Source organism: Agreia sp. Leaf244, assembly GCF_001422695.1.
Lineage (GTDB): Bacteria > Actinomycetota > Actinomycetes > Actinomycetales > Microbacteriaceae > Agreia.
In genome coordinates, this window is sequence record NZ_LMLX01000004.1 from 278,494 (window position 1) to 302,433 (window position 23,940).

A 23,940-nucleotide genomic window follows, 5' to 3' on the forward strand; every position below is an offset into this window, starting at 1 on the left:
GGGAGACTCCAGATGGCGCTCGAATATCCTGTCAACTACGACGTCGTGATCATCGGAGCGGGCCCCGGGGGCGAGGACAGCGCCATCCCCCTGCTGGCCGCAGGCCTGTCTGTGGCCCTGGTCGAGATGGAGCTCGTGGGCGGCGAGTGCTTCAACTGGGCCTGCGTGCCGAGCAAGGCCATGCTGCGCGCCGGACACGCACTGCGCTCGGCGGAACGGCTGCCCGGGGCTCGAGAGTCGATCACCGAACCCTTGAACGGTTCGGCAGTGCTGAGCCATCGCGACGACGTCGTTCTGCACCACGACGACAGCACCGTCGTCGATGAATTCGTCGACGCCGGGGCGGTATTCATTCGAGGGCGTGCCCGTCTCGTCGGACCCCGTCGTGTCGCCATCATCACTCCCGACGGCGAAGTAGAGGTAGAGGCAACACACGCGGTGATCCTGGCCACGGGTTCTACGCCGACGATTCCGGATATTCCTGGACTGCGGGAGTCGAAGCCGTGGACGAACAGAGAGGCGACCTCCGCTTCGGTGATTCCGAAGAAGCTGGTTGTTCTGGGCAGCGGAGCCGTCGGATTGGAACTGGCGCAGGCGTGGCGTTCGCTGGGCAGCGAGGAAGTCGTGGTGCTCAACAGAAAGGCGGCTCTGCTTGCTTCGCACGAACCATTCGTCGGCGACCTGGTTCTCGAGGGGCTGATCGCGACAGGTGTGCAGGTGCGGTTCGGCGTTCAACTCGTCGGAGTCAGGCGTCAGGCCGACGGCCGTCTCCTGCTCGAACTCGATGATGGAACTTCCGAAGAGGCAGACGAATTGCTCGTGGCAGCGGGCAAGGTCCCGGCGACCGTCGACCTCGGTCTCGACACCGTGGGCCTCGTCGCCGGCGACTTCATCGACGTCGATGACCAGATGCGAGCACGAGGCTCTGAATGGTTGTACGCAATCGGCGACGTGAACGGTCGCGCCCTGTTGACGCACCAGGCCAGTTATCACGCTCGGATAGCGGCAGCGTCGATCATCGCGAAGAGCCGCGGCGTCGAGTCCGACTTCATCGACGAGATCAATAGCACGGCGGTGCCGCAGGTCATCTTCACCGATCCGGAGGTCGCGTCCGTCGGCCTCACGCTCGAGCAGGCACTGAAGAAGGGGCTTCGTGCGCGCAAGGTCGAGGTCGATCTCGGAGCGGTACTCGGGGCGAAGCTTCACGCCAAGGACTATCGCGGACGCGTCAGTTTCGTCATCGACGAAGACCGTGACGTCGTGGTCGGCGCGACCTTCGTCGGACAGGACGTCGCCGACATGGTGCATGCCGCGACGATCGCCATCGTCGGCGAACTGCCCCTCCGCACGCTTCGTCACGCGATTCCGAGCTTTCCGACCATGAGCGAGGCCTGGCTCGAACTGAGGTGAAACGCGCCTTCCTGTCGGCTGAGGAGTAATCTCGCTCGCATGTGCAGGAACATCCGAGTACTCCACAATTTCGAGCCGCCGACCACCGACGATGAGGTGCACGAAGCGGCGCTGCAGTTCGTGCGCAAGGTCAGCGGATCGACGCACCCTTCTCGCGCGAACGCCGAGGCGTTCGAGCAGGCCATCGAGGAGATCGCGGAGGCGACGCGGCGACTGCTCGACGGCCTCGTCACGAACGCCCCGCCCAAGAGCCGCGAGCTCGAGGCGGTCAAGGGCCGGGAGCGGCACGAGAAGCGAATGGAACGAGAGGTGCGCATCCGCACGGCGAGTGCATAGGGTGCCGCGCCAGCGCACACGCTTCGTTCGCACCGAGAGGCCGCCGCGGTTGTCCCGGCGTCGACCTGCCACAGATTGCGCAGATCTGGCTGGGGAGCAGCATTCTCTGACAGATCGCCGCCGGTCTGCGCGGTCGACTTGCCGCAGAACGCGCAGATTCAGGCTGAAAAGAGCATTTTGTGGCAAGTCGAGGCGACGAGCGTGCGGCCGATGTGCTCAGACCGCGGCGAGGAATCGCTCGAGGGTCGAGGCGAACTCCTCTGCACTCTCGATCTGAGGCATGTGCCCCGCGTCGGCGAACACGGTGACCTGCGCCTGAGGCAGCGCCGCACGCGCAGCAGCGAGATGAGAGGACGGCAGGATGCGGTCGCGCGTGCCCCACACGAGCAGCACGGGCCGGTCGTGCGCCGCGATCTGCGACAGGAGCGCCTGCCGCCACGGGGCCTTGATGCCCCGGAGGGTGCCGAGGTCGCGGGCGATGTCGAGCGTCGTGCGCGAGTGCCCCTGCCGCTGCGATAACCGGAACCCGCGCGCGATACGCGCATCCGTCGCGTGCTTCGCATCAGCGAACACCGCCCGCACGGCAGCCCTGGCCGTGCCGAGCCGGGGAAGCGCGAGCACTTCGCCGAGCAGGGGCACCGTGAGCAGGCGCAGGGCGAGAGTCACCTCCGAGCCGAAGCCCGCGCTGTCGACCAGCACCAGCGCCGAGACGCGGTCGGCGTTCTCTGCGGCGAACTGCATGGCCACCGCTCCTCCGAGCGAATTGCCCACGACGGGGATGGCGTGGGTCACCCCGACCGAGTCGAGGAACGCAGGGAGCACTGCGGCGAGCCGCTTCAGCGTCGCCCGGCCAGTCAGTCGTTCCGAGTAGGCGAATCCGGGCAGGTCGAGGCTGTACACCGTGTGCCGCGCGGAGAGCAGCTCGTGCTGCTCGTTCCAGTCGTCGAGGCTCTGACCGATGCCGTGCAGCAGAAGGACGGCCGGGCCTGAGCCGGTAACCCGATACCGGATGCGCCGGCCGTCGACCTCGACGGTGGCCATGCCCGGTCGATCGAGCAGCACACGTCGATCGCCCTCGCCCGACCGCTCCAGGCCGGGCGGCGTGCGCTCGCCGGCGAAGCCGAAGCGCACGGAATCCGTCACCCTGCCGGTGCGCAGCAGCACGAAGTCGCGCACATAGTTCTGGTGCAGGCGCCACGGCGCGCGTTCTCCCTGCTTCGGCAACGACCGGATGCTGCGGCGCACGTATCCCGCCGCGAGGTCGATCAGCGGGGTGAGCTGGCCCGCGACCACGGCGGAGTCGGCCCGAGGCGTGACGCTCGAGTACCCGTGCCGGTCCATGAACCTGAGCAGCCTCGCGACGTAGTGGGCCACGAGGTCTGCCTTCAATGTCCAGGAGGCGTTGGTGTAGCCGATCGTCATCGACATATTGGGGACGCCGGCCAGCATCATGCCCTTGTAGGCGAGGGTCTTCGACACGTCGACGTCGCGCCCGTCGACGACCAATCGCATCCCACCGAGATACAGCAGGCTGAGGCCGGTGGCGGTCACGATGACGTCGGCGTCGACGTGCCCGCCATCCGCCAAGTCGATTCCGTAGGGGGTGATCTGGTCGATGCGGCCGGTCACGATTTCGGCCTTGCCGCGGCGGATCGCAGAGAAGAGATCGCCGTCGGGGATTGCGCACAGGCGCTGATCCCACGGCTCGTAGGTGGGAGTGAGGTGCGGGTCGATCGCGAAGTTCGCCGGAAGCCGTTGCGCGGCCGCCTTGCGCAGGATGCCCTTCATCGCCTCGGGCCGCCGACGCGCGAACTGGTAAGTCAGCTGTGAGAAACCGATGTTCTTCGCCCGCACCAGCGCGTAGGCGAGGCGCTCGGGTATCCGGCCCCTCAACCTGTCGGCAAGACGGTCGACCGACGAGACCGAGGCGATGTAGGTGGGGGAGCGCTGAAGCATCGTGACGTGCTCGGCGCGTTCGGCCATCGACGGCACGAGGGTGACCGCAGTGGCTCCGCTGCCGATGACCACCACGCGGCTGCCCGCGTAGTCGAGGTCGGCGGGCCAGTTCTGCGGGTGGACCACACGGCCACTGAACGACTCGAGCCCGGGGAGCTTCGGCGTGTAGCCCTGGTCGTAGCGGTAGTAGCCGGAACAGACCTGCAGGAACGAACACGTGATGGTGACCGTCTCACCCTGGTGGTCGCTCTGCGTGAACTCGGCACCCGGGGGCGTGCGCACCACGGTGAGGGTCCAGAGCGAGTCGGCACTCGACCAGGATGCCGAGACGACACGGTGGTTGAGACGGATCGCGGGCTCCAGCCCCTCGTCGGCGACGGTCGAGGTGATGTACTCGCGGATGGCGTCGCCGTCGGCCAGCGCTCGCGAGTCTCTCCAGGGGCGGAACGAGTAGCCGAGCGTCGACATGTCGGAATCCGAGCGCACGCCGGGGTAGCGGAACAGGTCCCAGGTGCCGCCCACCGCATCGCGGGACTCGAGGATCAGAAACGTCTTGTCGGGGCAGTCGCGCTTGAGGATGCTCGCGGCGCCGATGCCGCTGAGGCCTGCCCCGACGACCACCACGTCTACGTGAACCACCATGACGACCACTCTACTCGACGCCGTGTCGAGTTAGTCAACACAGTGTTGAGAGAAGTGCTAGCGTGGAGTCATGGCCGAACGATCGCGACGTGCATCCCGCCCCTCCGGCGACGACCGGCAGGAGGCGATCCTCGTCACGACGGAGGCGCTGCTTCAGTCGCGGGACTTCGACAGCCTCTCGATCGACGAGCTGGCGAAGGGCGCCGGCATCTCTCGCCCGACCTTCTACTTCTACTTCGCCTCGAAAGAGGCGGTGCTGCTCGCCCTTCTCGACCGGGTCATCCGGCAGGTGGAGGGTCGCGTCGCAGCGCTGTCACGCGAGTTCGAGGCCGACCCCGCCTCGGCCTGGCGTCGCTCGATCGCGGCCTTCGTCGAAGTCTTTTCCGAGCACCGCGCTGTCGCTACCGCCGCCATGGCCGTGCGCTCGCGTAATACCGAGGTGCACGACCTCTGGTCGCGCTCGATGCTCAGCTGGGTCGATTACACGGCCGAGGTCATCGAGGCCGAAAGGGCCCGCGGGGCCGCGCCCACAGGCATCCATGCTCGTGATCTCGCGGCGTCGCTGAATCTCATGAACGAGCGCGTGCTGCTCGCGGCGGCCACCGGCGAGCATCCGGCCGTGACCGCCGGCGCCGAACTCGACGTTCTCGTCGACGTGTGGGTGCGCAGCATCTACGGCGTCATCCCCGTTTCTCACTAAAGGAGCACCACCATGCAAGCCATTCAGAACGTCACCGTCATCGGCACCGGAGTGCTCGGGTCGCAGATCGCGTATCAGGCCGCCTTCCACGGATTCGCCGTGACCGCGTACGACGTCACCGACGAGGCGCTCGAGCACGCCCGCACGCGCATAGCCCAGCTGGCGCCGGTGTACGTGGCCGACAAGGTGGCCGGAGCCGCCGCGGAGTCGACCGAAGCGGCGGCCAACGGCATCCGGTATTCGAGCGACCTAGCCGAGGCCGTGGCCGATGCCGATCTCGTGATCGAGGCGGCGCCGGAGAGCATCGACATCAAGCGCGACCTCTACCAGCGGCTCGCCGATGCGGCGCCGCAGAAGACGATCTTCGCCACCAACTCGTCGACGCTGCTGCCCAGCGACCTGAAGGACTTCACCGGGCGCGCCGACCGCTTTCTCGCGCTGCACTACGCGAACCAGGTCTGGCGGCAGAACACGGCCGAGATCATGGGCACGACCGACACTGATCCGGATGTCTACCGCTCGGTGGTCGACTTCGCCGAACGCAGCGGACTCGTGCCGATCGAGCTGAAGAAGGAGAAGGCGGGCTACGTTCTCAACTCCCTGCTGGTGCCGCTGCTCAATGCCGCGGCCGGTCTCGTTCTTCAGGGCATCGCCGACCCGGAGACCGTCGACAAGACGTGGCGCATCGGCACGGGAGCACCCGTCGGGCCGTTCCAGATCTACGACGTCGTCGGCCTCACGACCGCCTACAACATCGCGTCGGCGAACCCGGAGGCGGGCTCGCAGGCGTGGGCCGCGTACCTCAAGACGAACTTCATCGACCAGGGCAAGCTGGGCGTCGCGACGGGCGAAGGGTTCTACCGGTACTAGACCGCAGCTGTAGTGGGCGTCGCCGGCGTCGCCTACGCAACGACAGTGCGTCGAGCTCGAAAGAAATCGGCAACGGTAGTCCAGCCAATATCTCCGACAGGAGAAAGTGCCGCTGAGGGATCCCCCACGGGCGCAGAAGCTGCGTGCGCAGGAGACCACATCGGAACCGCGTGGAAGACCGCCTGAGCGTGCTCGCGGTAACCTGACGCATGGCTCTCACCGCGGCACATCCTGGGGTCGTCCGCTGGCGCAGAATGCTGTGGATCACCGACCCAGACGCACAGGACGCGAAGCGCCCGCCAGAGGGACCGCCTCGGCGCAGTGGCAGCCTGTGGGCGTACTTGATCGTCGCCGGGGTGTTCACGCCGGTTATCTTGCTGCCGATCTATGTGCCGTGGAAGGTTCAGCAGCTTCTGGGCGGTTGGGTGCCGGGGGCTGACTCCGGAACGGGCTTCAAGGGGATTCTTTGTGCCTCCGCCCTGATAGTGCTTGTCGTGATCGCCTTCTTCACGTATTGGAAACCCGCGAAACCCATTCAAGGTGTGCTCGCTCGCACGCGAGTCGCCGTAGGTGTGTTTGCCGAGGTCGGTGTTCAGGTGCATGATGACATGCCGTGGGCCGATCTCTGGAACCTCGCGGACGCAATCCAGACGCTGAATGACAAGGCGACGGAAGAGTTCGTGGCACGCGAAGCGGGGGACCGCGCTGAAGCATCCCGGATCCGCTCCAGCGTCGAGACGCAAATCGTTCGCGCGAGGCGGGCGGCTCGGAAGCTCCGTGTTGAACCCGACCTCAGTTTCTTCGACGACGTACCGACTTCGTAGTGCGGACTGGACTGAACTCAGCGACTAAAACTAGGTCCCGCTCACCGCTTCCTCATCTTCCGCAACGTCCTTCTGCACCGCGAACTGCGTGCGGTGCAGCTCCTCGTACCGCCCTCCCGCAGCAAGCAGTTCGTCATGCGTGCCGCGCTCCACGATCGAGCCGTCTTCGACCACCAGGATCAGATCCGCGCTGCGGATGGTGGAGAGGCGGTGCGCGATCACCATCGCCCTCGCGACCTGGACATCGATCTTTCAATGCTCAATGTGACTGCAACTCCGACGCTCACGACAGCCTGAACGCAGAGAGCGGCCACAACTATGAATTGGGGGTCGCCTGGCAGGGGAAGTGGGAGGTTGTACACAAGGGGAAGGGTCAGAGTCTCGACTGCACCACTGATCACGAATATTCCTATCGAGGCAATGCCGATTTTGGCCACAGCCGGCCATCGCACTCTTCGCAGCATCAGCTGGACAAGGCTCATGGCCCCTGCTGAGATCGCGGCCGCTGGAAGTCCAAATAGGACCAAGTACTCGAGCAGGAGGATTACGCTGAAGCCCGCAAAACTCCAGTCCTCGGAAGTCCATCGGGAAGCGCTCGCCCCGAATGCCGCGAATGCGATCCCGACGCTTGACGCGAAGATCGCGAACGCCCAGGCAACGGCGACCGAACTCCGACTCGGAGCCCACTCTCGACTATGGGTTTCCACTTGCGGCCTCAATCCTGTGCAGTTAGCGGGCACTTGGTCGATGTTCTTGGCGGTACTCTTCCGGATGGCCAGAGATATGAAACCAGGACTTGAGATCGTCTACTGGATTATTGCTGGCGGCGGCGCTGCGGTTGTCATCCGGGAGAGATGATCGTCTCTATGCGACGACCGGGGTCTTTTTCGGCCAGAGGGTGTAGCCAATTGCCCGAACGAGTTCCACGGCGGCGATTATGCCGAGGATGCCAAACATCGAGGTCAGCGCTGCTGAACGTTGTGGATCACTGGCGATGGCAATGAGCAGCCAGAGAACGCTTGCTGCGATTGCGAGTGCGATGCCCGTTCGCACCACGTCCCGCCAGCATTCTGCGGTGTAGGCCGATTCGTATCGTTTCGTCGGGGCGGGGCCGTCGGCGAAACGGTGGGCGAAGCGAGTATCCGCCCATTGGATCATTTTGTGGCCGTAGGCGACGGAGACGCCCAAGTAGATCGCGGCGAGACCGTGCGCGAATGTTGCGGTCGATCCGCGGCTCAGGTCGATCGCGTTCGCAGCCAACAGGATCAGATCAAGTACCGGTGTGAGTGCTAGCAGCACAAGCCCGAGGCGTCGCCTTTTCAGAGGGTAGCGGGCGACAAGGCCCCCCAGGATGACGACCCAGAAGCCGACTTCGCAGGCAATGATGATGGCGAGAATGACGTGGCTCCTTGTCGGTACGGTCGTGCTACCAAAAAACTAGCACGGTCGTGCTAATGTCGACAAATGCCGCGACTGATAGACCGTGGCCAACGCAAGATCGAGTTGGCCGAAGCGGTCTGGCGCGTCATCCGGGAACGCGGGATCGGCGCTGTGTCAGTGCGAATAGTTGCCGAGGAAGCGGGCGTGGCTGTCGGTTCACTCAGACACCTGTTCCCCAATCGGGCGGGACTGCTTCGCTATTCGGCGGAGCTGATGGCTCAACGCGCAACAGAGCGCATACGCGGCCTCGCACCGGCCTCGGACCCCATCACGCAGGCCGAGAACGTCATCCGAGAACTATTACCGTTGACGCCAGACAGTCGCACTGAGCTCGAGGTCAACCTGGCCCTCATCGCAGAGACTCCCGCTCTGCCGGAGCTGTCGGATGTGCGCGATGCCGCGACCGCGGAGTTGTTTGGAGTGTGTCAACTGATAGTCGCTGGGCTGCAGGGCGGGCCACGGCCGACTCAGGAACTCGTCGCACGGAGGCTCCATGCTCTTCTCGACGGGGTCGCTCTTCACCTACTGACGCAGCCCGCCGGCTCCGACATAACGTGGGCAACGCAGATCATCCGGGCCGAGATCGAGCACATAGCAGCCAGCTGAGGAGGGTGCCGCGCTACCCGGCCAGGAGAGCGGCCCCGACAGTCCACCCGTTCGCGAAAACGTGGACGATGATGTTGGCCGTCAGATTCCGGTATCGCCACCACATGATGCCGAGAAATAGCCCGAACGAGCCTTGAACGACAATGACGCGTGCGACGTCGATGAAGAAGTCGCCTGTCCCGTGCGAACCGAGATGCATGAGCGCGAACGCGAGGGAGGCGATCACGATTCCCGACCATGCCCCGAGCCCGGCTTCCAGTCGAGTCTGAAGCCACCGTCGGTAGAAGAGTTCCTCGCCAACTCCTGCTGTCAATGCAGTAGCGACCGCAGCAGTGACAACGACAGCTGGATCCAGACCTGCAATCGCAAAGGTTGGATTCCACGGTGCGACCTGCGACAAAACGGTCCAGATCACGATCACGATCGCCGGAGCCCACCACCGCGCAGCGCTCTTGTCGAAGTCGATGTGCACACCTCGGCGGACCAGAAGCATGACTACAGCGGGAAGGATGATGAGAAGGATGAGCTTGCCGAGAATGTACAGCTCGCCTTGAAGTGGAATCATCGCGCAGGCTAACGGGAAGAGCGCGGCCAGCACCAGCAGTACCACGGTCGTGATGACAAACGGTCGTCGTTCTCTCACGACGGCGGTGCGCGGACGCGAACGCCGTGGGATCAGAAGGACCAGCGCAATTCCCACCGCCGATGGAAGGAGCGTCACCCAGTACGAGATTGCCTTCGCGCCCGGATCCGACGAGACCGCGGTACCCAGGGGCGAAACGATAAGCAAAGTCGTAAAACTGACGGTCCAGAGAACGGCCCCAGCGATCACCACCCAGAAGCCGAGCGACCGGGATCCTCGAATCGAACATGGCAGCATTCAATCGACCCTAGTGCTCGAGGTATGACCGGTCGCCAGGCGGCTCGGCGCGCAACAGCAGGGCCTGGAGATCGACTGGAGCGGGTCGACACCGACGGAGTCTCACCGGATGCGGATCACGAACGGGTCGATGACCGCCCAGGTCGCTCCCGGCGCCTCGAGGTGGGGGAGGTGTCCTGCGTCGGCGATCACGGCGAACTCTGCGCCGGGCATGGCGCGAGCGACAGCCTGGCCGTAGGCGGGCGTGACGATGCGGTCGCTGGCGCCGAACACGACGAGAGTCGGTACGGTGATCGCGTCGAGGCGTTTGAGGAGTGTCGCGTCGCTGATGCCGCGACCCGCGATGGCGGCCATGGTCTCGCCGTTGGACTGCTGGATGGCGCGCTGTTCGTCGGTGAATGTCGTGGGGTCCCGGTATCCGAGCTCGGCGTTGTGCCAGGCCGCCTCGGCGAGTTGGCGGGCATCGAGCGCGAAGAAGTCCGCCCCCGGCTCGCCCTCGACCACGGCGCCGACGCCGTCGATGTCGATCACGGCACCGATCAGGTCGGCGTAGCGATCGTCGGCTGCGGATTGGATTGCCATCTCGAGTGCGATCCAGCCGCCGATCGACGACCCGACCACCACGACGTCGCGCTCGCCGCGCTCGAGAAGGCTTTCGAGGTACGCGGTTGCGAGCTGGGCGACGGATGCGATGTCGTCGGGTCTGCTCGTGCCGTTCCATCCCGGGTGGGTCGGGGTCAGAACGTGCATGGTCGCGGCGAGGTGGCCGGCGATCGGCGCGACGGTCTGGGGGCCGCCGCCGCCGTGCAGCACCAACGCGGTGCGCGCATCCGGATCGCCGGACTCGACAATGGTCGTGTTTTGGGGGAGTGAGGGAGTCATCATGTACCTATCTCAATATGTTTATGTACTGGTATTGATACGCTAACACGATGACGACGAATCTGGAATTGCTGGGGCAGGCGATCAAGCAGGCGCAGTACCGCAATCACCGCACGATGGATGCAGCCCTGCACGAAGTCGGGGTGAGCCTGGTGCAGTGGGACGCACTGCGCGCGATCGACCGCATGCCCGGCGCATCCGGTCACGATCTGGCGGTGGCGACTTTTCAGAGCGATCAGGCGTTCGGCACACTGGCGAACCGACTCGTCGACCGAGGGTTCATCTTGCGCACAGCGGGGCGCGGGCGGCGCATCGAACACGCCCTGACCGACTCGGGGCGGGATGCTCTGCGAGACGGGCACCGCGTCGCCGCGCACGTGCTCGAAGACCTCTTCGCCCCTCTCGACGAGGAGCAACGCTCCACGCTCGAGCGTGTTCTGAAGAGGCTCGTGCACGAACAGTAGGGTGTCGCCCGGCGCTATCGCGCGAGCTGGTCCTCGAGGAACGCGGGACGTGCGAGTGTGATCGCCGGGATGCACGCCACCATTGCGACGGCGACCAGAAAGAGCAGCGGCACGGTCCAGCCGCCGCTCGCGTCGTGCAGCAGCCCGACGAGCAGCGGACCGAGCGCGCCGAGGGCGTACGCCACACCTTGGGCGAAGCCGCTGAGCGCGACTGTGCCCTCGTGTGTACGGGTGCGCGCATTGATCAGTACGAGACTGATCGGAAACAGTATCGAACCGCCGCCTATGAACAGGACCCATAGCAACGTGAGCGATTCGGGGAAGAGGAGCAGCCCGAGGTAACCGAGTACGAAGCTCGCGATACCCGCGGCGATCAGCCAGCCGACGTTGCGAAGTCGTGCGACCAGGAGGGGTGCGACAAGTGCGCCGGGCACGCTGACGACACCGGTCAGGGCGAGGAGGAGACCGGCTTCCGTGGGCGTCGACCCGGCGATGTCACCGAGGATTTCAGGCAGCCATGCGAAGGCCGCATAAGTGCAGATCGTGCTCGTCGAGAACAGCGCCGTGATCGCCAAGGCTACGCGCGACCGCCATAAGCGCGTGATCAGGGAGGGCGATGGTGAATCGATGGCGGCAAAATCCGAGAGTCCTCGGCGATGTTCCCTGGCAATGATCACGACCCACGGAACGAGCGCGATGATCGAGGTGACAGACCAGACTCCGAGTGAGAAGCGCCATCCGAACTGACCGGATATCGGCGCCGCGAGAGCGGCGGGCAGCGCGGTGCTCACGCCGACGATGCACGCATACAGAGCTGTCAGCAACGCGACCCGGTCGGGAAAGTACCGGCGAACAATCGACGGTAAGAGCACGTTGCCGATGCCCGTGCCGGCGAACGCGATGATGCTGCCGACGAGCAGCACCTCGAACGACGACGCGAAAGAGCGAACGAGGTGGCCCGCAGTCATGAGCACCAGAGCGAGCACGATGCCGCCGTCGATTCCGAGGCCGCGAGCGACGCGTGGCGCCATGAATCCGGATACGGCGAACAGCACGGGCGGCAGCGTTCCGAGCAGCCCGACGTCGATGTTCGAGATCGGGATGTCCACGCGGATGTCGCCGATGATCGGCGATATCGCCGCGACCGCCTGGCGCAAGGTGAATGCCACGAGCACAATGCCCAGCAGAGCGGCCGTGCGTCCCGCCCACATGGGAAGGCGGTGGTTGTCGGGCATCTTGCGAGTCTAGGGTCGTGTCGACGAGCTGCTCAGGCGACAGCAATAACGCACGCGGCATTCACCAGCAGGAATGTCGGCGATGTTGCGGGCCGTCAGCGTCGTGCCCACGCCGCTCGCTAGATGTCGAAGACCACGACCTCCGCAGCCGCTTCTCTGATGAGTCTCCCCACCGGCACGTGCTCGGGGTGCGGAAGGTAGTGGTCGCGGGCGTCCTCGTCGACGAAGGTCACGACGAAGCCGTAGTCGAAGCCGTGCTCGAGACCCTCAGGACTCGTTGAGGGCCCCTCGGTGAGAGACATGACTCCGTCGACGAGGTGTTGCAACGCGCGGACGCGTGCGCGAACCTCTTCTCGCTGCCTGTCGTCTGCGTCTGGTGACCAACGTACGAGAACAATGTGGGTGACAGTCATGGATACATCATCGCCTCCCAACGGGCGCAGTGCTTCCTGCACGGCGAACGGGGTGCGGTGCGATTCCTCGCCCGATCCCTTCAGGGAGTGACGGCGACCCCTCTGTGCCCTAGCGTTGAGCCACGGCGTCAGGTCAAGGATGTTCGCGCTCGGGGGGATGGACCTATGAACGATGACACGCCCGCGAACGCGCGAGCACGAGCCGCCCGGGTGCGGCCGGCCCGTGATCTCGCTGCGGAGGCACGGGAGCACGCGGGCGTTCGGGCGACATTCGTGAAACACGCGCTGACCAGGCTGCCCCTGATCGGTGTGCTCGTGATTACGATCAACCTCTTCGTGCAGGTGCGTGGAGACGTCGGGCTCGCTGTCGCGGTGGCCCAGAATCTCACATTCGGCGGCCTGCTCGTGGTCGTGCTGCTCAATCTCGCGATCTACATCATGGTCGGAATCATGGTGGCGGCAATGCCTCTGGTGTTCGACTCCGAGTACAACTTCTGGACAAGGGTGGTCGGCGCCGCGGTGGTGGCGATGCTTGGTGCCGTGATTTTCTGCACGGCACCATGGGTACTGCTGGCGGGACTCGTGGTGGTACTCGTTGTGGTCGGAATCACCGTGCTTCATGGGTACCGCAAACCTGACACACCGCTCACCCCAGAAACGGTCAAGACGGTTTTGCAGCGGGCCACGCCGCCCATCGATTCCGGCCTACGCTCCCTTTGGGCGGAGGGTCGCGCGATGCTTCGGCTGGTTTCTCCCGGCTCTGCGCCGCCGACCCAGGTCGAGCAGGAAATCGAAATCGAACCCGAACCCAAGACGTTTGCGGCGGTCGCCGAGGAGTGGAACGCGCGAACGGTTGTCATCAGGGAGCCGCGGTCGAAGTCAGTCACCCGGCTCGCCTTCGTCGGCATCATTGGGTTCATCACACTGTTCGGCATCAACATCTTGACCCAGCCGATCCGGTTCGCGCCGCTCGAACTGGTCTCAATCGACGAGGCTCCCGCCCAGCCGGGTTTCGTACTCATGCAAGGCTCGAATGGGGTCTTCGTTCCCGACCCGTGGGGGACGGCGCAGTTCGTCTCCGCCGCCGATGTCACCTCGCGGGAGCTGTGCGATGACACGCCCCAGTGGTGGTCGGTCTCGGTGCTGGATGTCCTCTCACCAGGACAGATGAGCGGTCCAGACTGCACGCTGCCCGGGGCGAAGTAAACGCCATGGCACTCATCGGTTCTCTCGCGCAGGAGATCGCGGAGGGCGTCCCGCAGAAGCGTTGATAGCTACAACGAGCTCCCGCTCACCGCTTCTTCCTCTTCCGCAACGTTCTTCTGCACCGCGAACTGCGTGCGGTGCAGCTCCTCGTACCGCCCTCCCGCAGCAAGCAGTTCGTCATGCGTGCCGCGCTCGACGATCGAGCCGTCCTCGACCACGAGGATCAGGTCCGCGCTGCGGATGGTGGAGAGGCGGTGTGCGATGACCATTGCCGTGCGTCCCTCGAGCGCCTCGCTGAGCGCTGCCTGCACGGCGGCCTCCGACGTCGAGTCCAGCGCCGCCGTCGCCTCGTCGAGGATGACGACGCGCGGCTGGGCGAGCAGAAGCCTCGCGATGGTCATCCGCTGGCGCTCCCCGCCGGAGAGTCGGTAGCCGCGCTCTCCCACCATGGTGTCGAGCTGGTCGGGCAGCGACCGGATGAGCGGCTCGAGCCGTGCGCGACGCACGGCGTCCCATACGTCGTCGGTGGATGCATCCGGTCTCGCGAGACGCAGATTCGAAAGGATGGTCTCGTGGAAGAGATGGCCGTCTTGGGTCACCATGCCCAGGGTGTGCCGCAGGGAGGCGAACGTGACGTCGCGCACATCCATGCCCGCGAGGCGCACGGCGCCGCTGTCGACGTCGTACAGGCGTGAGAGCAACTGCGCGATCGTCGATTTGCCGGCACCGGATGTTCCGACGAGGGCGACGGTCTGCCCCGGCTCGATCCTGAACGATACGCCGTGCAGCACCTCCTCGCCGCCGCGGGTGTCGAGTGTCGACACCTCTTCGAGGGATGCGAGCGACACCTTGTCGGCGGACGGGTACGCGAAGCGCACATCGTCGAACTCGACCGACACCGGGCCTTCGGGCACGGATGCGGCGTCGGGCTTCTCCTGGATGAGCGGTTCGAGATCGAGCACCTCGAAGACGCGCTCGAAGCTCACCACCGCGCTCATGATCTCGACTCGGGCGCTCGCGAGGCCGGTCAGCGGAACGTAGAGGCGGGTGAGGAGGAGCGCCAGGGTGACCACGTCGCCGGTGTCGAGCTGGCCGGCGAGTGCGAGGAAGCCGCCGAGTCCGTAGACGAGCGCGAGGGCGAGAGCCGACACGAGCGTCAGTGCGGTGACGAAGATGAACTGCAGCGTCGTCGAGCGCACTCCGATGTCGCGCACACGGGCGGCGCGCACGCGGAACTCCTCGGCCTCCTCGTCCGGCCTTCCGAACAGCTTGACGAGGGTGGCGCCGGGGGCCGAGAAGCGCTCGGTCATCTGCGTGCTCATGGCGGAGTTGTGATCGGCGGCCTCACGACGCAACGCGGCGAGGCGACTGCCCATGCGACGAGCGGGGATCAGGAAGATGGGCAGCATGATCACGGCGAGCAGGGTCACAAGCCAGGACGTGCTGAGCATCACGACCAGCGTGAGGATCAGCGCCACGAGGTTCGTGACGACGCCAGATAGTGTGCCGCTGAAGGCCTGCTGAGCGCCGATCACATCGTTGTTGAGGCGGCTTACGAGGGCGCCCGTTCGTGTGCGCGTGAAGAACGCGATCGGCATTTTCTGCACGTGGTTGAAGACGGCGGTGCGCAGATCCAGGATCACGCCTTCGCCGATTCGCGACGAGAACCAGCGAGTCACGAGTGACACACCCGCATCGGCCACGGCCACGAGGGCGATGACGACGGCGAGCCACACGATCGTGTTCACAGCGCCCCGCGCGACGATGACGTTGACCACCTGGCCGGCGAGCACGGGAGTCGCGACCGCGAGGAAGGCACCCACGACCGAGAGCGCGATGAAGATCACCAGCTTGGCCCGGTAGGGCACCGCGAACGTCAGGATGCGCCGCACGGACTCACGCGAGAAGCCGTGCTTATTGTCTTTGGCGCTCGAGATCTTGTACAGCGAGCTCCAGGCAGCGCTTTCCATGCTCATGGCGATTCCTTCCGAGGGACCATGCCAACCTACGTGACCGGTCCCGCTCCGGATGTCCGCCGCCGTGAATGCTGCCCGAGTGACTCACTTCCTGCGGCGACTCGTCACTCCGCGCGACCCGCGACCGCGGGCTGAATCCAGCTCGCCAGCAGGTCCAACGCCTGCCGCGAACTGGTCGCCGGCTCGGTCGTGTAGATGAAGAGAGTCTGGTCGAGATCGCCGGGCAGGGTCAGCGTTTCGTAGTCGACCGACAGCTCGCCGACAATCGGATGCCGCAGGCGTTTGGTGCCGAAGGTGCGCTGGTACACCCGGTGTTCTGCCCACCACCGGCGGAAGTCCCCGCTCCCCTGCGCCAGCTCGTCGACGAGGTCGATGGTGAGTCGATCATCCGGATGGCCGGCCGCCGCGAATCGCAGGCTCTCGACGGCCGCGCGAGCCTGCGCATCCCAATCGACGAAGAGTTCGTGGGCCGCGCTGTCGAGGAACAGCCATCGGGCGTAGTTGCGCTCTCTGGGTCGCAGGGCGTCGAAGTCCGAGAACAGGGCTCGAGCGAGAGGGTTGGAGGCGAGGATGTCCATGCGCCGGCCCAGGATCATCGCGGGTTGGTTCTCCAGGGCATCGAGCAACTGATGCAGTCCGGGTCTGACGCGCTGCACGGATGGCGTTGCCCGCGAGGGGCGAGCCGTGGTGGTGCCGATCAGGTTCTGCAGGTGGGCCCGTGAGATCTCGTCGAGATCGAGGGCGCGGGCGATCGCGTCGAGAACACCGGGCGACGGGGTGATCTTTCGGCCCTGCTCGAGGCGGGTGTAGTAGTCGGTCGACACGCCCGCGAGCAGGGCGACTTCTTCGCGGCGCAGACCGGGCACGCGTCGCACGCGTCCGTCTGTCGGCAGTCCGGCGCGCAGGGGGTCGCCCTGGCTGCGGGCGCGCTTGAGGAAATCGGCGAGCTCCCTGTTCGTATCGGCCACATTTCGAGTGTGGCACTTACCTCTGCACCCCCGCATGGGTCGCTGAGTCCTAGCCTCACTTGTCCCAGGAGAAGGCGGCCCTGCTATGCGCTCCGATGAGGCGGCGTGCTGCCCGACGATCGAATGGAGGCGCCATCCGGTGCCCTCCACGATCTCTGATTGGAGTCATCACCATGAGCATTTCCGAATCGACCGGCACCTGGTTCGTCACCGGCACCTCTCGCGGCCTCGGCCTCGAACTCGTCACGCAGCTGCTCGAGCGGGGACACAACGTCGCTGCGACGACCCGCTCGCTCGAACGCCTCGCCGGGGCACTCGGCCAGACGGACACCAGCCGCCTGCTGCCCATCGAGGTAGACCTGACCGACGAGGCCGCGGTCGCGGCCGCTGTGCAGGCGACGAAAGACCGTTTCGGCGGCCTCGACGTCGTCGTGAACAACGCCGGCTACGGATTCCTCGGCGCGGTCGAGGAGATCACCGACGCCGAGGTGCGCCAGATGTTCGACGTGCAGATCTTCGGAGTGTGGAACGTGCTGCGCGCCGTGCTGCCCGACTTCCGCCGTGCACGACAAGGCCACATCATCAACGTGTCATCGATCCTCGGACTCACGACCTTCCCCGGCTGGGGCCTGTACTCGGCGGGAAAGTTCGCCCTCGAGGGACTCACCGGTTCGCTCGCCCAGGAGATCGCGGAGTTCGGCGTGAAGGTGAATCTGGTCGAGCCCGGCTACATGCAGACCGACTTCCTCAAGCCGCAGTCGCTCGGCCTGCCCGGCCGCGCCGCCGACGGCTACACCGCCATCCGCGACATGACAGCGGCACACCAGGCGATGCCCGGCACCCAGCTCGGCGATCCCGCGAAGGCGGCGGCTGCGATCATCAGCCTCGCTGTAACGGGCGACGCGCCGCTGCATCAACTGCTCGGATCGGACTCACTCGCCATCGCGGAGGGTGCCCTGGCGGCGCTGACGGCCGAGGTCGAGAAGGGCCGCGCTCTGGCCGTCACGACCGACATCCCGCAGGTCTGAGCTGGGCGCATAGTCTGTGGGTGGCGGCCGCCTGCAACGTCGGGCGGGTTGACGACCAAAAGAATGGATGCGCAGATGCCCCTCTCCTCCACGTCGTGCTCTGGCGGCGTCGTCTCCCTCGCATGGGCGATCGCGGCGCCGCCCGAGACCGTCTGGTCGGCGTGGTTCGACCCGACGGTGCTGCCGCAGTGGCTCGGCTCTCCGGTCGAGTGCGACGTCAGGGCGGGTGGTCGTCTCGTGGTCGACCACGGCGACGGCACCCTGTCTCGAAGCGAGATTCTCGACGCCGCTGCACCGCATCGTCTGGTGATGACGTGGGAGTTTCCGGACGAGGCGCCCTCGAAGGTCTCCGTCGCCATCGTTAGCGAGGGTGAGGGCACGCTTCTGACACTCGCTCACGAGCAACTCGGCGACCTCGCCAGCTCGTACGAGTCCGGGTGGATGACCCATCTGACGTTCCTCGAAGCGGCCGTCGAGGGTGATCCGCTGCCCACCTCGCAGTTCTGGAAGCTGCACGAGAGCTTTCGCCGGTTAGTACTCCCAGACCTCGATCGAAGGGAACTCGGGGCGATCTGAACGACCACGCCCGGCTGATGCCAGTGGTGGGGTGAGCCGATCGGCGAGTCGAGCCTCCTCGGCGAGTCGAGCCTCCTCGGCGAGCAGGATCTAGCGAGGCCGATGCGCAGCGACCAGTTCCGCACCGCGCTCGCGGAAGGCATCGATTGCGAGAGAAGCGAAGCGGCGGGCGCGCGCTTCTCGCGAGCTGGGCAGAATCGAGGACAACCCTCGGCCAGCGAGGAGCACGAGTACCAGGTCGTCCATCACGAAGTCGCGCCGCAATGCGCCCGCTCGTTTGGCCCGTTGGGCCAAGTGGGAGAGCTGGCGGTGCAGCGATATTCGATGCTCGGTGAACGTATCGGCCTCGGGGTTGGCCGACATAAAGGCGTTGACGAAGCCCTGATTGCGGGCGTTCAAGACACACAGCCCTTCTATGGCAGAGGTGAAGCCTCTCCACGGGTCGGTGTCTGCGCAACTCTCCTCGACGATTCTGCGACAGGCCGCCAGCTCGTCGATGAAGGCCTCATCGATCAGTGTCTGCTTCGTAGGAAACCGGCGATAGAGCGTGGCAGGGCCCACTCCGGCCTCGCGTGCGATCAGCCGCATCGGCACGTCGAGCCCGCGCTCCGAGAACAGGGCGCGCGCGGCATCCAGAACCCTGTCGCGGTTGTCTTGGGCGTCGGAGCGCAGAGGATGAGGCAATTGCTCGGCCACATTTCTCACTTCCGTCAAGTGGACGGGGGCGTCCGTTACGTTCTCAAGGGTAACGCGAAACACGACGGCACGAAGAGAGACATGATGCGAGCGGTAGCAATCCAGAGCTTTGGAGATCCATCCGGAATGGCCCTGATCGACGTACCCGACCCGACGCCGGCCGCCGACGAGGTCGTCGTCGACAGCTCGGCGATCGGAGTGGGCGGGGTGGACGCCGTGATTCGCCGAGGCACTCTCGGCGGCTACGGATTCACCGAGGGCCACATCCCCGGCAGCGAAGTCGCGGGCGTCGTGAGCGCGGTCGGCGCAGATGTAGACGCATCGTGGATCGGCCGCCGCGTGTGGGCCTTCACCGGCACCGGCGGCGGTTACGTCGAACGGGCGGTCGCGAGCATCGGCAACGTCGTGCCGCTTCCGGATGGGCTGTCGCCTGTCGACGCGGTCACGCTGGGAAGCGCTGCACCCGTGGCGCACTTCGGGCTCGCCCACGCGCACTTCGCAGCCGGCGAGTCCGTGCTCATCCGGGGCGCGGCCGGCAGCATCGGCATCGCCGCAGTGCAGCTCGCAGCCCAGGGCGGCGCCGACGTCGTCGCGGTCACCTCGTCGAACCCGGAGCGCGGACGACGATTGCGCGACCTCGGCGCAACCCACGTGCTGGACCGTGCCGGAGATGGTGACCCCACAGCATCCGGCGCTTTCGACGTCATCTTCGACGTCGTCGGTGGCGAGCACATGCCGGCGTTCATCGACAGGCTCGAACCGAACGGCCGCATGGTCGTGGTGGGTGTGGCGGCGGGCATGCCGCCCGCCGACTTCGGAATGCAGCTGCTGCGCGCGTTTCAGAAGTCGCGTTCAATCGCGACGTTCAGCCTCGACACCGTTCCCGCGCCGCGGCTCGACCAGGTGCGTGCCGAGCAGTTCGCGGCGGCCGCCGACGGACGGCTGCTGTCGGTCGTGCACGAGGTTCTTTCGCTCGACCAGGCCGCCGAGGCGCACAGGCAGATGGATGCCGGATCGGTCTTCGGCCGGATCGTTCTCGTGCCGTGACGCCGAGGTCAGGTCTCAGCGGGCGTCGGCAAGGTCGGCGGTGTCATCGAAGGCGCGGCGGTTGTCAGCGATCGTGTGCTGGTGCTCGCTCACCCAGTCGCCGAGGGTGAGCACGACGCTCTGCAGCGATCGGCCGAGTGCGGTGAGCTCGTATTCGACCCGTGGCGGAACCTCTGCGTAGACGGTGCGTGTCACGAGGCCGTCGCGCTCGAGTGCGCGCAGGGTGACCGTGAGCATCCGGCGGGAGATGCCCGGGATCGTGTCGGACAGCTCTGTGAATCTCTGCCGCTGATCGCCCAGCACCCCGATCACCAGCAGGGTCCACTTGTCTCCGATGCGAGAGAGGAGCGATCGGAACAGGTCGGGATCGTGGCTCGTGCAGAGCTCGGCCATGGTGGGCATGGACTCGAGGAGTCGGGCCTGCAGTGCGTCGACGGCTGTCGTCTGGGCCATCCGTTCTCCTTCGGTTACCGCCGGGTAACGGGGGATCGTTTGCGGTAACGGGAGCCCGGCCTGCAGAGTTACTCATCGTAACTATAGCCCGGGTATTCGACCCGGGAACGATCGCAAGGAGTGTCATGTCACTGTTCCGCCTGGACGCCAGTATCCGCACCGAGGGTTCCACAAGCCGCGCCCTAGGCGACATCGTGGAGGCGGAGTGGAGCGCGACCCACCCCGGATCTGCGATCACCCGTCGACACATCGGCGCCGAGCCGCTGCCGGCCACCGCCTGGTCCGACGCCGTGGGCGCATCGATGACACCCGAGTCCGAGCGCACACCGCAGCAGTCGGCGGCAGTCGACCTCGCGAGCGTGCTGACCGACGAGCTGGCCGGGGCTGACGCGTTGCTGTTCGCGGTGCCGCTGTACAACTTCGGCGTCTCGCAGCACTTCAAGTCGTACGTCGACCTCGTGCTGACCGATCCCCGTATGGCGCCGGGCGCAGAACCGGCGACCGCCGGCAAGCCCGCCGTTTTGGTGACGGTGCAGGGCGGCAACTACTCCGCCGGCACCCCCAAGGAGGGATGGGACCACGCCACGGCCTGGATGCGACGCATCCTCGAAGACGTCTTGCAGCTCGACCTCGAGGTGGTGACACGTGAGTTCACGCTCGTCGGCGTGAACCCCGCGCTCGATCAGTTCACCGAGCTGGCCGACGAACTGAAGAGACTGGCCGAAGGCGAGGCCGTGCGCCACGGGCGCTCGCTGGCCCTCGCACGCGAGCCGCGTGCCGCCTGAGCGCACCCGGGCCGCAGGAGAGGTGTAGCAAAGAGGTACTGAGAGCCGCCGCCGATCCGGGCCGGCGGCTCTCGCCTCAGATCACGCCGAGGTCAGCCTTCTTCGACGTCGGCGAAGGTGATCCGAACTCCTCCGTTCGCGATACCGAAGATCGTCGGGAAGAACGCCGCCGCCTCGGGAGTCGCGACCGCAGCCGACGCGGCGTCGTAGTCGGCGAAGTACAGGTCGACGAGGCGGTAGGCCGGCGTCGGGCTGCCGTCTTCCTTGGGCCAGACCTTCGACGATTCGAGGCGCTGCAGACCGGGGAGCGCCTTGGCCAGCTCGAGCTGCTCTGACTCGGCGAAGCCGGCCTCGAAGGCTCCGGCGTCGGTGGGGTTGTCGTAGATGATGGTGATTTTGGTAGTCATGATTCTCTTCTTCTTTCTGTTGGATTGAGCGGTGAGGGGGAAGAGGGTCAGGATTTCCGGCCGTAGGTCTCGAGCAGTCGCAGCCAGACCTCGCTGACCGTGGGGTAGGCGGGCACGGCGTGCCACAGCCTGTCGATCGGCACCTCGCCGGCGATCGCGATGGTCGCCGCGTGCAGCAGTTCGGCCACATCCGGCCCGACCACGGTGAAGCCCACGATCACGCCGCGATCCTCGTCGACGACCATTCCGGCTCGGCCGGTGTAGCCGTCGGCGTGCAGGGATGCGCCGGCTACCGCGCCCAGGTCGTACTCGACGGCGCGAATACGCAGCCCGCGCCTCGTGGCCTCGGCGACGGTCAATCCGACGGATGCGATCTCCGGGTCTGCGAAGATCACCTGCGGCACGGCAAGATCGTCGGCCGTGAAGGCGTGACGTCCCCAGGCCGTGGCATCCAGTGCCGCGCCCTGAGCGCGGGCCACGATGCTGTCGCCGAGGATCCGGGCCTGATATTTGCCCTGATGTGTCAGCAGCACGCGCCGGCTCACGTCTCCGGCCGCATACAGCCACGCGCCCTCGACGGGCGCGCCGTCGCGAAGCACGAGAAGCGCGTCGTCGACGGTCAGCCAGTCGCCCGGCGTGAGTCCGACGCTCTCCACACCCAGGCGAGACGTGTTCGGCATCCGACCCGTGGCCACGAGCACCTCATCGGCGAGCACAGCCGTTCCATCGGCGAGGTCGATGTGCACGAGCCCGCTGTCATGGCGAGTGACAGACGTCGGCTCCGTCGACAGATGCAGCGACACCCCCTTCGCACACAGCGACTCGGTGAGCAATTCGCGGGCGAACGGCTCAATGGCGGGCAGCAGCCCGTCACGGGCGACGATCGTCACGGCCGTTCCGAACGCCGAGAACGCGGTCGCCATCTCGACGCCCACGACTCCGCCGCCGATGATCGCCAGCCGTTCGGGCACGGTCGGGGTGGATGCCGCTTCCCGGCTCGTCCACGGACGTGCGGCCGCCAGGCCGGGCACCTCGGGAACGCGGGCGCTCGACCCGGTCGCGATGACGACCGCGTGGCGCGCATCCAGTGTCTGAGAAGCACCAAAACTGTCTACGACCGAAACCTGCCGGGTGCCGCTAATGCGGCCCTCGCCGCGGAACAGCGTGACGCCCGCGCTCTCGAGCCAGGCGGCCTGGCCGTCGTCTTTCCAGTGCGAGGCGAACGAGTCGCGGCGGCGCAGCACGGCCGACACGTCGAGGTCGCCGGTGACCGCGGCCCCGGCGCCGGGCAGGGCAGCGACGGCGCGCAGGGCAGCGGCATCCCGAAGCAGAGCCTTGGTAGGCATGCAGGCCCAGTACGAGCACTCGCCGCCGATGAGCTCGCGCTCGACGATGGCGGCGGTGAGCCCGCCCTGCACGACGCGGTCGGCCACGTTCTCGCCGACGGGGCCGGCGCCGATGATGATGACGTCGAAGGTGGGGTTCGTCATGACTACAGGCCCTTCGCGGCGCGGCCCAGGCGCAGGGCCGAGACGAGGAAGAAGATGCCGCCGAGGGTGGCGTAGCCGCCGACGGTGCTGACCGAGGCGGATGCGCCGGCGGCCATCGAGGCGATTCCGGCGCCGGCGAGCACCGAGATGCCGCCCGAGAGGATCATGGCCCACTGGCCGCCGAGCGCGCGGCGGCGCAGAGCGACGATCAGCTGCACAGCTCCGGCGGTGATGGCCCACACTCCCCAGACGACGAGCACGGCGGGCGTTCCGGATGCCGCTGCGATCGCCAGGCCGATGGCCGCCAGCAGGCTGAGCGCCATGTTGATGTAGAGCAGCGGGGTGGCGCCGGTTCCGCGGTTCGAGCGGGAGTCGACGACGGCCGCCGCGACATCGAAGAGGGGATACAGCACGAGCAGCGCGACGGTCGCGAAGCCGAGGGCTGCCCCGGCGCTCGGCGCCGTGACGAACATGAGCACCGCCCACACGACGGCGAAGGCGAAGCGAACGAAGTACAGCTTTCGCAGCGACGACGCCACGGTGGCGGTCTCGGTGGTGGGCGTGGTGGTTGTCATCAGGATCCTGTTCTCAAGCGATGAAGAGTGGGGCGGCTGCCTCGCTGAGCAGTCTTCGCTTCGCTGACAGGGGCC

The 23,940-nt window shown here is 66.2% G+C and carries 26 protein-coding genes and 1 pseudogene; 13 read left to right on the plus strand and 14 right to left on the minus strand.

The window, feature by feature from the left end:
• The first annotated feature begins 12 nt into the window (after window positions 1-12).
• Both ASF06_RS13385 and ASF06_RS13390 read left to right on the plus strand, forming a co-directional pair.
• Window positions 13-1,410: a dihydrolipoyl dehydrogenase family protein gene (locus ASF06_RS13385; RefSeq protein ID WP_055947990.1), complete on the plus strand. Its 1,398-nt coding sequence runs from the start codon at window positions 13-15 to the stop codon at window positions 1,408-1,410.
• A gap of 39 nt (window positions 1,411-1,449) precedes the next feature.
• Entirely contained in the window at window positions 1,450-1,746 is a 297-nt protein-coding gene (locus tag ASF06_RS13390; protein ID WP_055947993.1) for a DUF2277 domain-containing protein, read from the plus strand.
• A gap of 216 nt (window positions 1,747-1,962) precedes the next feature.
• On the opposite strand, the gene ASF06_RS20050 is transcribed toward ASF06_RS13390, so the two are convergent.
• The gene (locus tag ASF06_RS20050) at window positions 1,963-4,344 is read right to left on the minus strand and encodes an alpha/beta fold hydrolase (protein WP_157439209.1); all 2,382 of its coding nucleotides are present in this window, start codon (window positions 4,342-4,344) and stop codon (window positions 1,963-1,965) included.
• A 70-nt stretch (window positions 4,345-4,414) separates the two neighbouring features.
• Between ASF06_RS20050 and ASF06_RS13400 the strand changes: the two genes are divergently transcribed.
• From ASF06_RS13400 to ASF06_RS13410, 3 genes are all read left to right on the plus strand, one after another.
• Window positions 4,415-5,044 carry a TetR/AcrR family transcriptional regulator gene (locus tag ASF06_RS13400; protein WP_055947996.1) on the plus strand — a complete coding sequence of 210 codons (630 nt, stop codon included), beginning with the start codon at window positions 4,415-4,417 and terminating at the stop codon, window positions 5,042-5,044.
• 12 nt (window positions 5,045-5,056) lie between these two features.
• Window positions 5,057-5,914, plus strand: a complete 858-nt coding sequence (locus tag ASF06_RS13405) for a 3-hydroxyacyl-CoA dehydrogenase (RefSeq protein ID WP_055948001.1) — start codon at window positions 5,057-5,059, stop codon at window positions 5,912-5,914.
• A gap of 209 nt (window positions 5,915-6,123) precedes the next feature.
• The gene (locus tag ASF06_RS13410) at window positions 6,124-6,738 is read left to right on the plus strand and encodes a hypothetical protein (protein ID WP_055948005.1); all 615 of its coding nucleotides are present in this window, start codon (window positions 6,124-6,126) and stop codon (window positions 6,736-6,738) included.
• A gap of 30 nt (window positions 6,739-6,768) precedes the next feature.
• Here ASF06_RS13410 and ASF06_RS13415 read toward each other — a convergent pair.
• A pseudogene (locus ASF06_RS13415) lies at window positions 6,769-6,966 on the minus strand (ABC transporter ATP-binding protein); the annotation flags it as partial.
• Window positions 6,967-7,218: 252 nt separating this feature from the next.
• Here ASF06_RS13415 and ASF06_RS13420 point away from each other — a divergent pair.
• Complete coding sequence (locus tag ASF06_RS13420; protein WP_157439210.1) at window positions 7,219-7,596, plus strand: hypothetical protein; 378 nt, start codon at window positions 7,219-7,221, stop codon at window positions 7,594-7,596.
• Between the two features lie 6 nt (window positions 7,597-7,602).
• Here ASF06_RS13420 and ASF06_RS13425 read toward each other — a convergent pair whose 3' ends face one another.
• The gene (locus tag ASF06_RS13425; RefSeq protein WP_326941899.1) at window positions 7,603-8,037 is read right to left on the minus strand and encodes a hypothetical protein; all 435 of its coding nucleotides are present in this window, start codon (window positions 8,035-8,037) and stop codon (window positions 7,603-7,605) included.
• A 165-nt stretch (window positions 8,038-8,202) separates the two neighbouring features.
• Here ASF06_RS13425 and ASF06_RS13430 point away from each other — a divergent pair, with 165 nt between their 5' ends.
• Entirely contained in the window at window positions 8,203-8,784 is a 582-nt protein-coding gene (locus ASF06_RS13430) for a TetR/AcrR family transcriptional regulator (RefSeq protein WP_055948016.1), read from the plus strand.
• Between the two features lie 13 nt (window positions 8,785-8,797).
• Here ASF06_RS13430 and ASF06_RS13435 read toward each other — a convergent pair whose 3' ends face one another.
• Entirely contained in the window at window positions 8,798-9,619 is an 822-nt protein-coding gene (locus ASF06_RS13435; RefSeq protein WP_235501009.1) for a CPBP family intramembrane glutamic endopeptidase, read from the minus strand.
• A gap of 147 nt (window positions 9,620-9,766) precedes the next feature.
• Window positions 9,767-10,549, minus strand: a complete 783-nt coding sequence (locus tag ASF06_RS13440; protein ID WP_235501010.1) for an alpha/beta fold hydrolase — start codon at window positions 10,547-10,549, stop codon at window positions 9,767-9,769.
• Window positions 10,550-10,596: 47 nt separating this feature from the next.
• Here ASF06_RS13440 and ASF06_RS13445 point away from each other — a divergent pair, with 47 nt between their 5' ends.
• Complete coding sequence (locus tag ASF06_RS13445) at window positions 10,597-11,010, plus strand: MarR family winged helix-turn-helix transcriptional regulator (protein ID WP_055948021.1); 414 nt, start codon at window positions 10,597-10,599, stop codon at window positions 11,008-11,010.
• A gap of 14 nt (window positions 11,011-11,024) precedes the next feature.
• Here ASF06_RS13445 and ASF06_RS13450 read toward each other — a convergent pair whose 3' ends face one another.
• Together ASF06_RS13450 and ASF06_RS19725 are read right to left on the minus strand one after the other, a co-directional pair.
• Entirely contained in the window at window positions 11,025-12,245 is a 1,221-nt protein-coding gene (locus tag ASF06_RS13450) for an MFS transporter (protein ID WP_055948024.1), read from the minus strand.
• Between the two features lie 119 nt (window positions 12,246-12,364).
• Complete coding sequence (locus ASF06_RS19725) at window positions 12,365-12,658, minus strand: Dabb family protein (protein ID WP_162237708.1); 294 nt, start codon at window positions 12,656-12,658, stop codon at window positions 12,365-12,367.
• Between the two features lie 165 nt (window positions 12,659-12,823).
• Between ASF06_RS19725 and ASF06_RS19730 the strand changes: the two genes are divergently transcribed.
• Entirely contained in the window at window positions 12,824-13,864 is a 1,041-nt protein-coding gene (locus ASF06_RS19730) for a hypothetical protein (RefSeq protein WP_055948030.1), read from the plus strand.
• Between the two features lie 68 nt (window positions 13,865-13,932).
• Here ASF06_RS19730 and ASF06_RS13465 read toward each other — a convergent pair whose 3' ends face one another.
• Window positions 13,933-15,840, minus strand: coding sequence for an ABC transporter ATP-binding protein (locus ASF06_RS13465; protein ID WP_055948033.1), 1,908 nt, complete (start codon window positions 15,838-15,840; stop codon window positions 13,933-13,935).
• A 104-nt stretch (window positions 15,841-15,944) separates the two neighbouring features.
• A complete protein-coding gene (locus tag ASF06_RS13470; RefSeq protein ID WP_055948036.1) occupies window positions 15,945-16,808 on the minus strand; it encodes a helix-turn-helix domain-containing protein in 864 nt (287 codons plus the stop codon).
• A gap of 173 nt (window positions 16,809-16,981) precedes the next feature.
• Here ASF06_RS13470 and ASF06_RS13475 point away from each other — a divergent pair, with 173 nt between their 5' ends.
• Both ASF06_RS13475 and ASF06_RS13480 read left to right on the plus strand, forming a co-directional pair.
• The gene (locus ASF06_RS13475; protein ID WP_055948040.1) at window positions 16,982-17,836 is read left to right on the plus strand and encodes an SDR family NAD(P)-dependent oxidoreductase; all 855 of its coding nucleotides are present in this window, start codon (window positions 16,982-16,984) and stop codon (window positions 17,834-17,836) included.
• A gap of 75 nt (window positions 17,837-17,911) precedes the next feature.
• Entirely contained in the window at window positions 17,912-18,412 is a 501-nt protein-coding gene (locus ASF06_RS13480) for an SRPBCC domain-containing protein (RefSeq protein WP_162237709.1), read from the plus strand.
• Window positions 18,413-18,502: 90 nt separating this feature from the next.
• Here the strand turns inward: ASF06_RS13480 and ASF06_RS13485 are convergent, their stop codons facing one another.
• Window positions 18,503-19,108, minus strand: coding sequence for a TetR/AcrR family transcriptional regulator (locus ASF06_RS13485; protein WP_235501011.1), 606 nt, complete (start codon window positions 19,106-19,108; stop codon window positions 18,503-18,505).
• A 126-nt stretch (window positions 19,109-19,234) separates the two neighbouring features.
• On the opposite strand from ASF06_RS13485, the gene ASF06_RS13490 reads away from it, so the two are divergent.
• Window positions 19,235-20,155, plus strand: a complete 921-nt coding sequence (locus ASF06_RS13490) for a zinc-binding dehydrogenase (RefSeq protein ID WP_235501012.1) — start codon at window positions 19,235-19,237, stop codon at window positions 20,153-20,155.
• A 15-nt stretch (window positions 20,156-20,170) separates the two neighbouring features.
• Here ASF06_RS13490 and ASF06_RS13495 read toward each other — a convergent pair whose 3' ends face one another.
• A complete protein-coding gene (locus tag ASF06_RS13495; RefSeq protein ID WP_082500953.1) occupies window positions 20,171-20,608 on the minus strand; it encodes a winged helix-turn-helix transcriptional regulator in 438 nt (145 codons plus the stop codon).
• Window positions 20,609-20,733: 125 nt separating this feature from the next.
• On the opposite strand from ASF06_RS13495, the gene ASF06_RS13500 reads away from it, so the two are divergent.
• Window positions 20,734-21,393: an FMN-dependent NADH-azoreductase gene (locus ASF06_RS13500; protein WP_055948050.1), complete on the plus strand. Its 660-nt coding sequence runs from the start codon at window positions 20,734-20,736 to the stop codon at window positions 21,391-21,393.
• Between the two features lie 92 nt (window positions 21,394-21,485).
• Here the strand turns inward: ASF06_RS13500 and ASF06_RS13505 are convergent, their stop codons facing one another.
• The 3 genes from ASF06_RS13505 to ASF06_RS13515 are packed head-to-tail and all read right to left on the minus strand — an operon-like array spanning window position 21,486 to window position 23,865.
• Entirely contained in the window at window positions 21,486-21,800 is a 315-nt protein-coding gene (locus tag ASF06_RS13505; protein WP_055948054.1) for an EthD family reductase, read from the minus strand.
• A 47-nt stretch (window positions 21,801-21,847) separates the two neighbouring features.
• Complete coding sequence (locus ASF06_RS13510) at window positions 21,848-23,290, minus strand: dihydrolipoyl dehydrogenase family protein (protein ID WP_055948057.1); 1,443 nt, start codon at window positions 23,288-23,290, stop codon at window positions 21,848-21,850.
• A 2-nt stretch (window positions 23,291-23,292) separates the two neighbouring features.
• Complete coding sequence (locus ASF06_RS13515; RefSeq protein WP_055948060.1) at window positions 23,293-23,865, minus strand: hypothetical protein; 573 nt, start codon at window positions 23,863-23,865, stop codon at window positions 23,293-23,295.
• Window positions 23,866-23,940: the final 75 nt, after the last annotated feature.

Excerpts from the sequence above, each read along its gene's own strand:
- ASF06_RS13495 (WP_082500953.1), bottom strand. The coding sequence starts at position 20,608 with ATGGCCCAGACGACAGCCGTCGACGCACTGCAGGCCCGACTCCTCGAG.
- ASF06_RS13500 (WP_055948050.1), top strand. The coding sequence starts at position 20,734 with ATGTCACTGTTCCGCCTGGACGCCAGTATCCGCACCGAGGGTTCCACA.
- ASF06_RS13475 (WP_055948040.1), top strand. The coding sequence starts at position 16,982 with ATGAGCATTTCCGAATCGACCGGCACCTGGTTCGTCACCGGCACCTCT.
- ASF06_RS13465 (WP_055948033.1), bottom strand. The coding sequence starts at position 15,840 with ATGAGCATGGAAAGCGCTGCCTGGAGCTCGCTGTACAAGATCTCGAGC.
- ASF06_RS13405 (WP_055948001.1), top strand. The coding sequence starts at position 5,057 with ATGCAAGCCATTCAGAACGTCACCGTCATCGGCACCGGAGTGCTCGGG.
- ASF06_RS13505 (WP_055948054.1), bottom strand. The coding sequence starts at position 21,800 with ATGACTACCAAAATCACCATCATCTACGACAACCCCACCGACGCCGGA.
- ASF06_RS13390 (WP_055947993.1), top strand. The coding sequence starts at position 1,450 with ATGTGCAGGAACATCCGAGTACTCCACAATTTCGAGCCGCCGACCACC.
- ASF06_RS19730 (WP_055948030.1), top strand. The coding sequence starts at position 12,824 with ATGAACGATGACACGCCCGCGAACGCGCGAGCACGAGCCGCCCGGGTG.
- ASF06_RS13385 (WP_055947990.1), top strand. The coding sequence starts at position 13 with ATGGCGCTCGAATATCCTGTCAACTACGACGTCGTGATCATCGGAGCG.
- ASF06_RS19725 (WP_162237708.1), bottom strand. The coding sequence starts at position 12,658 with ATGACTGTCACCCACATTGTTCTCGTACGTTGGTCACCAGACGCAGAC.
- ASF06_RS13430 (WP_055948016.1), top strand. The coding sequence starts at position 8,203 with ATGCCGCGACTGATAGACCGTGGCCAACGCAAGATCGAGTTGGCCGAA.
- ASF06_RS13420 (WP_157439210.1), top strand. The coding sequence starts at position 7,219 with ATGGCCCCTGCTGAGATCGCGGCCGCTGGAAGTCCAAATAGGACCAAG.
- ASF06_RS13410 (WP_055948005.1), top strand. The coding sequence starts at position 6,124 with ATGGCTCTCACCGCGGCACATCCTGGGGTCGTCCGCTGGCGCAGAATG.
- ASF06_RS13490 (WP_235501012.1), top strand. The coding sequence starts at position 19,235 with ATGGCCCTGATCGACGTACCCGACCCGACGCCGGCCGCCGACGAGGTC.
- ASF06_RS13510 (WP_055948057.1), bottom strand. The coding sequence starts at position 23,290 with ATGACGAACCCCACCTTCGACGTCATCATCATCGGCGCCGGCCCCGTC.
- ASF06_RS13440 (WP_235501010.1), bottom strand. The coding sequence starts at position 10,549 with ATGATGACTCCCTCACTCCCCCAAAACACGACCATTGTCGAGTCCGGC.
- ASF06_RS13450 (WP_055948024.1), bottom strand. The coding sequence starts at position 12,245 with ATGCCCGACAACCACCGCCTTCCCATGTGGGCGGGACGCACGGCCGCT.
- ASF06_RS13480 (WP_162237709.1), top strand. The coding sequence starts at position 17,912 with ATGCCCCTCTCCTCCACGTCGTGCTCTGGCGGCGTCGTCTCCCTCGCA.
- ASF06_RS13515 (WP_055948060.1), bottom strand. The coding sequence starts at position 23,865 with ATGACAACCACCACGCCCACCACCGAGACCGCCACCGTGGCGTCGTCG.
- ASF06_RS13400 (WP_055947996.1), top strand. The coding sequence starts at position 4,415 with ATGGCCGAACGATCGCGACGTGCATCCCGCCCCTCCGGCGACGACCGG.
- ASF06_RS20050 (WP_157439209.1), bottom strand. The coding sequence starts at position 4,344 with ATGGTGGTTCACGTAGACGTGGTGGTCGTCGGGGCAGGCCTCAGCGGC.
- ASF06_RS13445 (WP_055948021.1), top strand. The coding sequence starts at position 10,597 with ATGACGACGAATCTGGAATTGCTGGGGCAGGCGATCAAGCAGGCGCAG.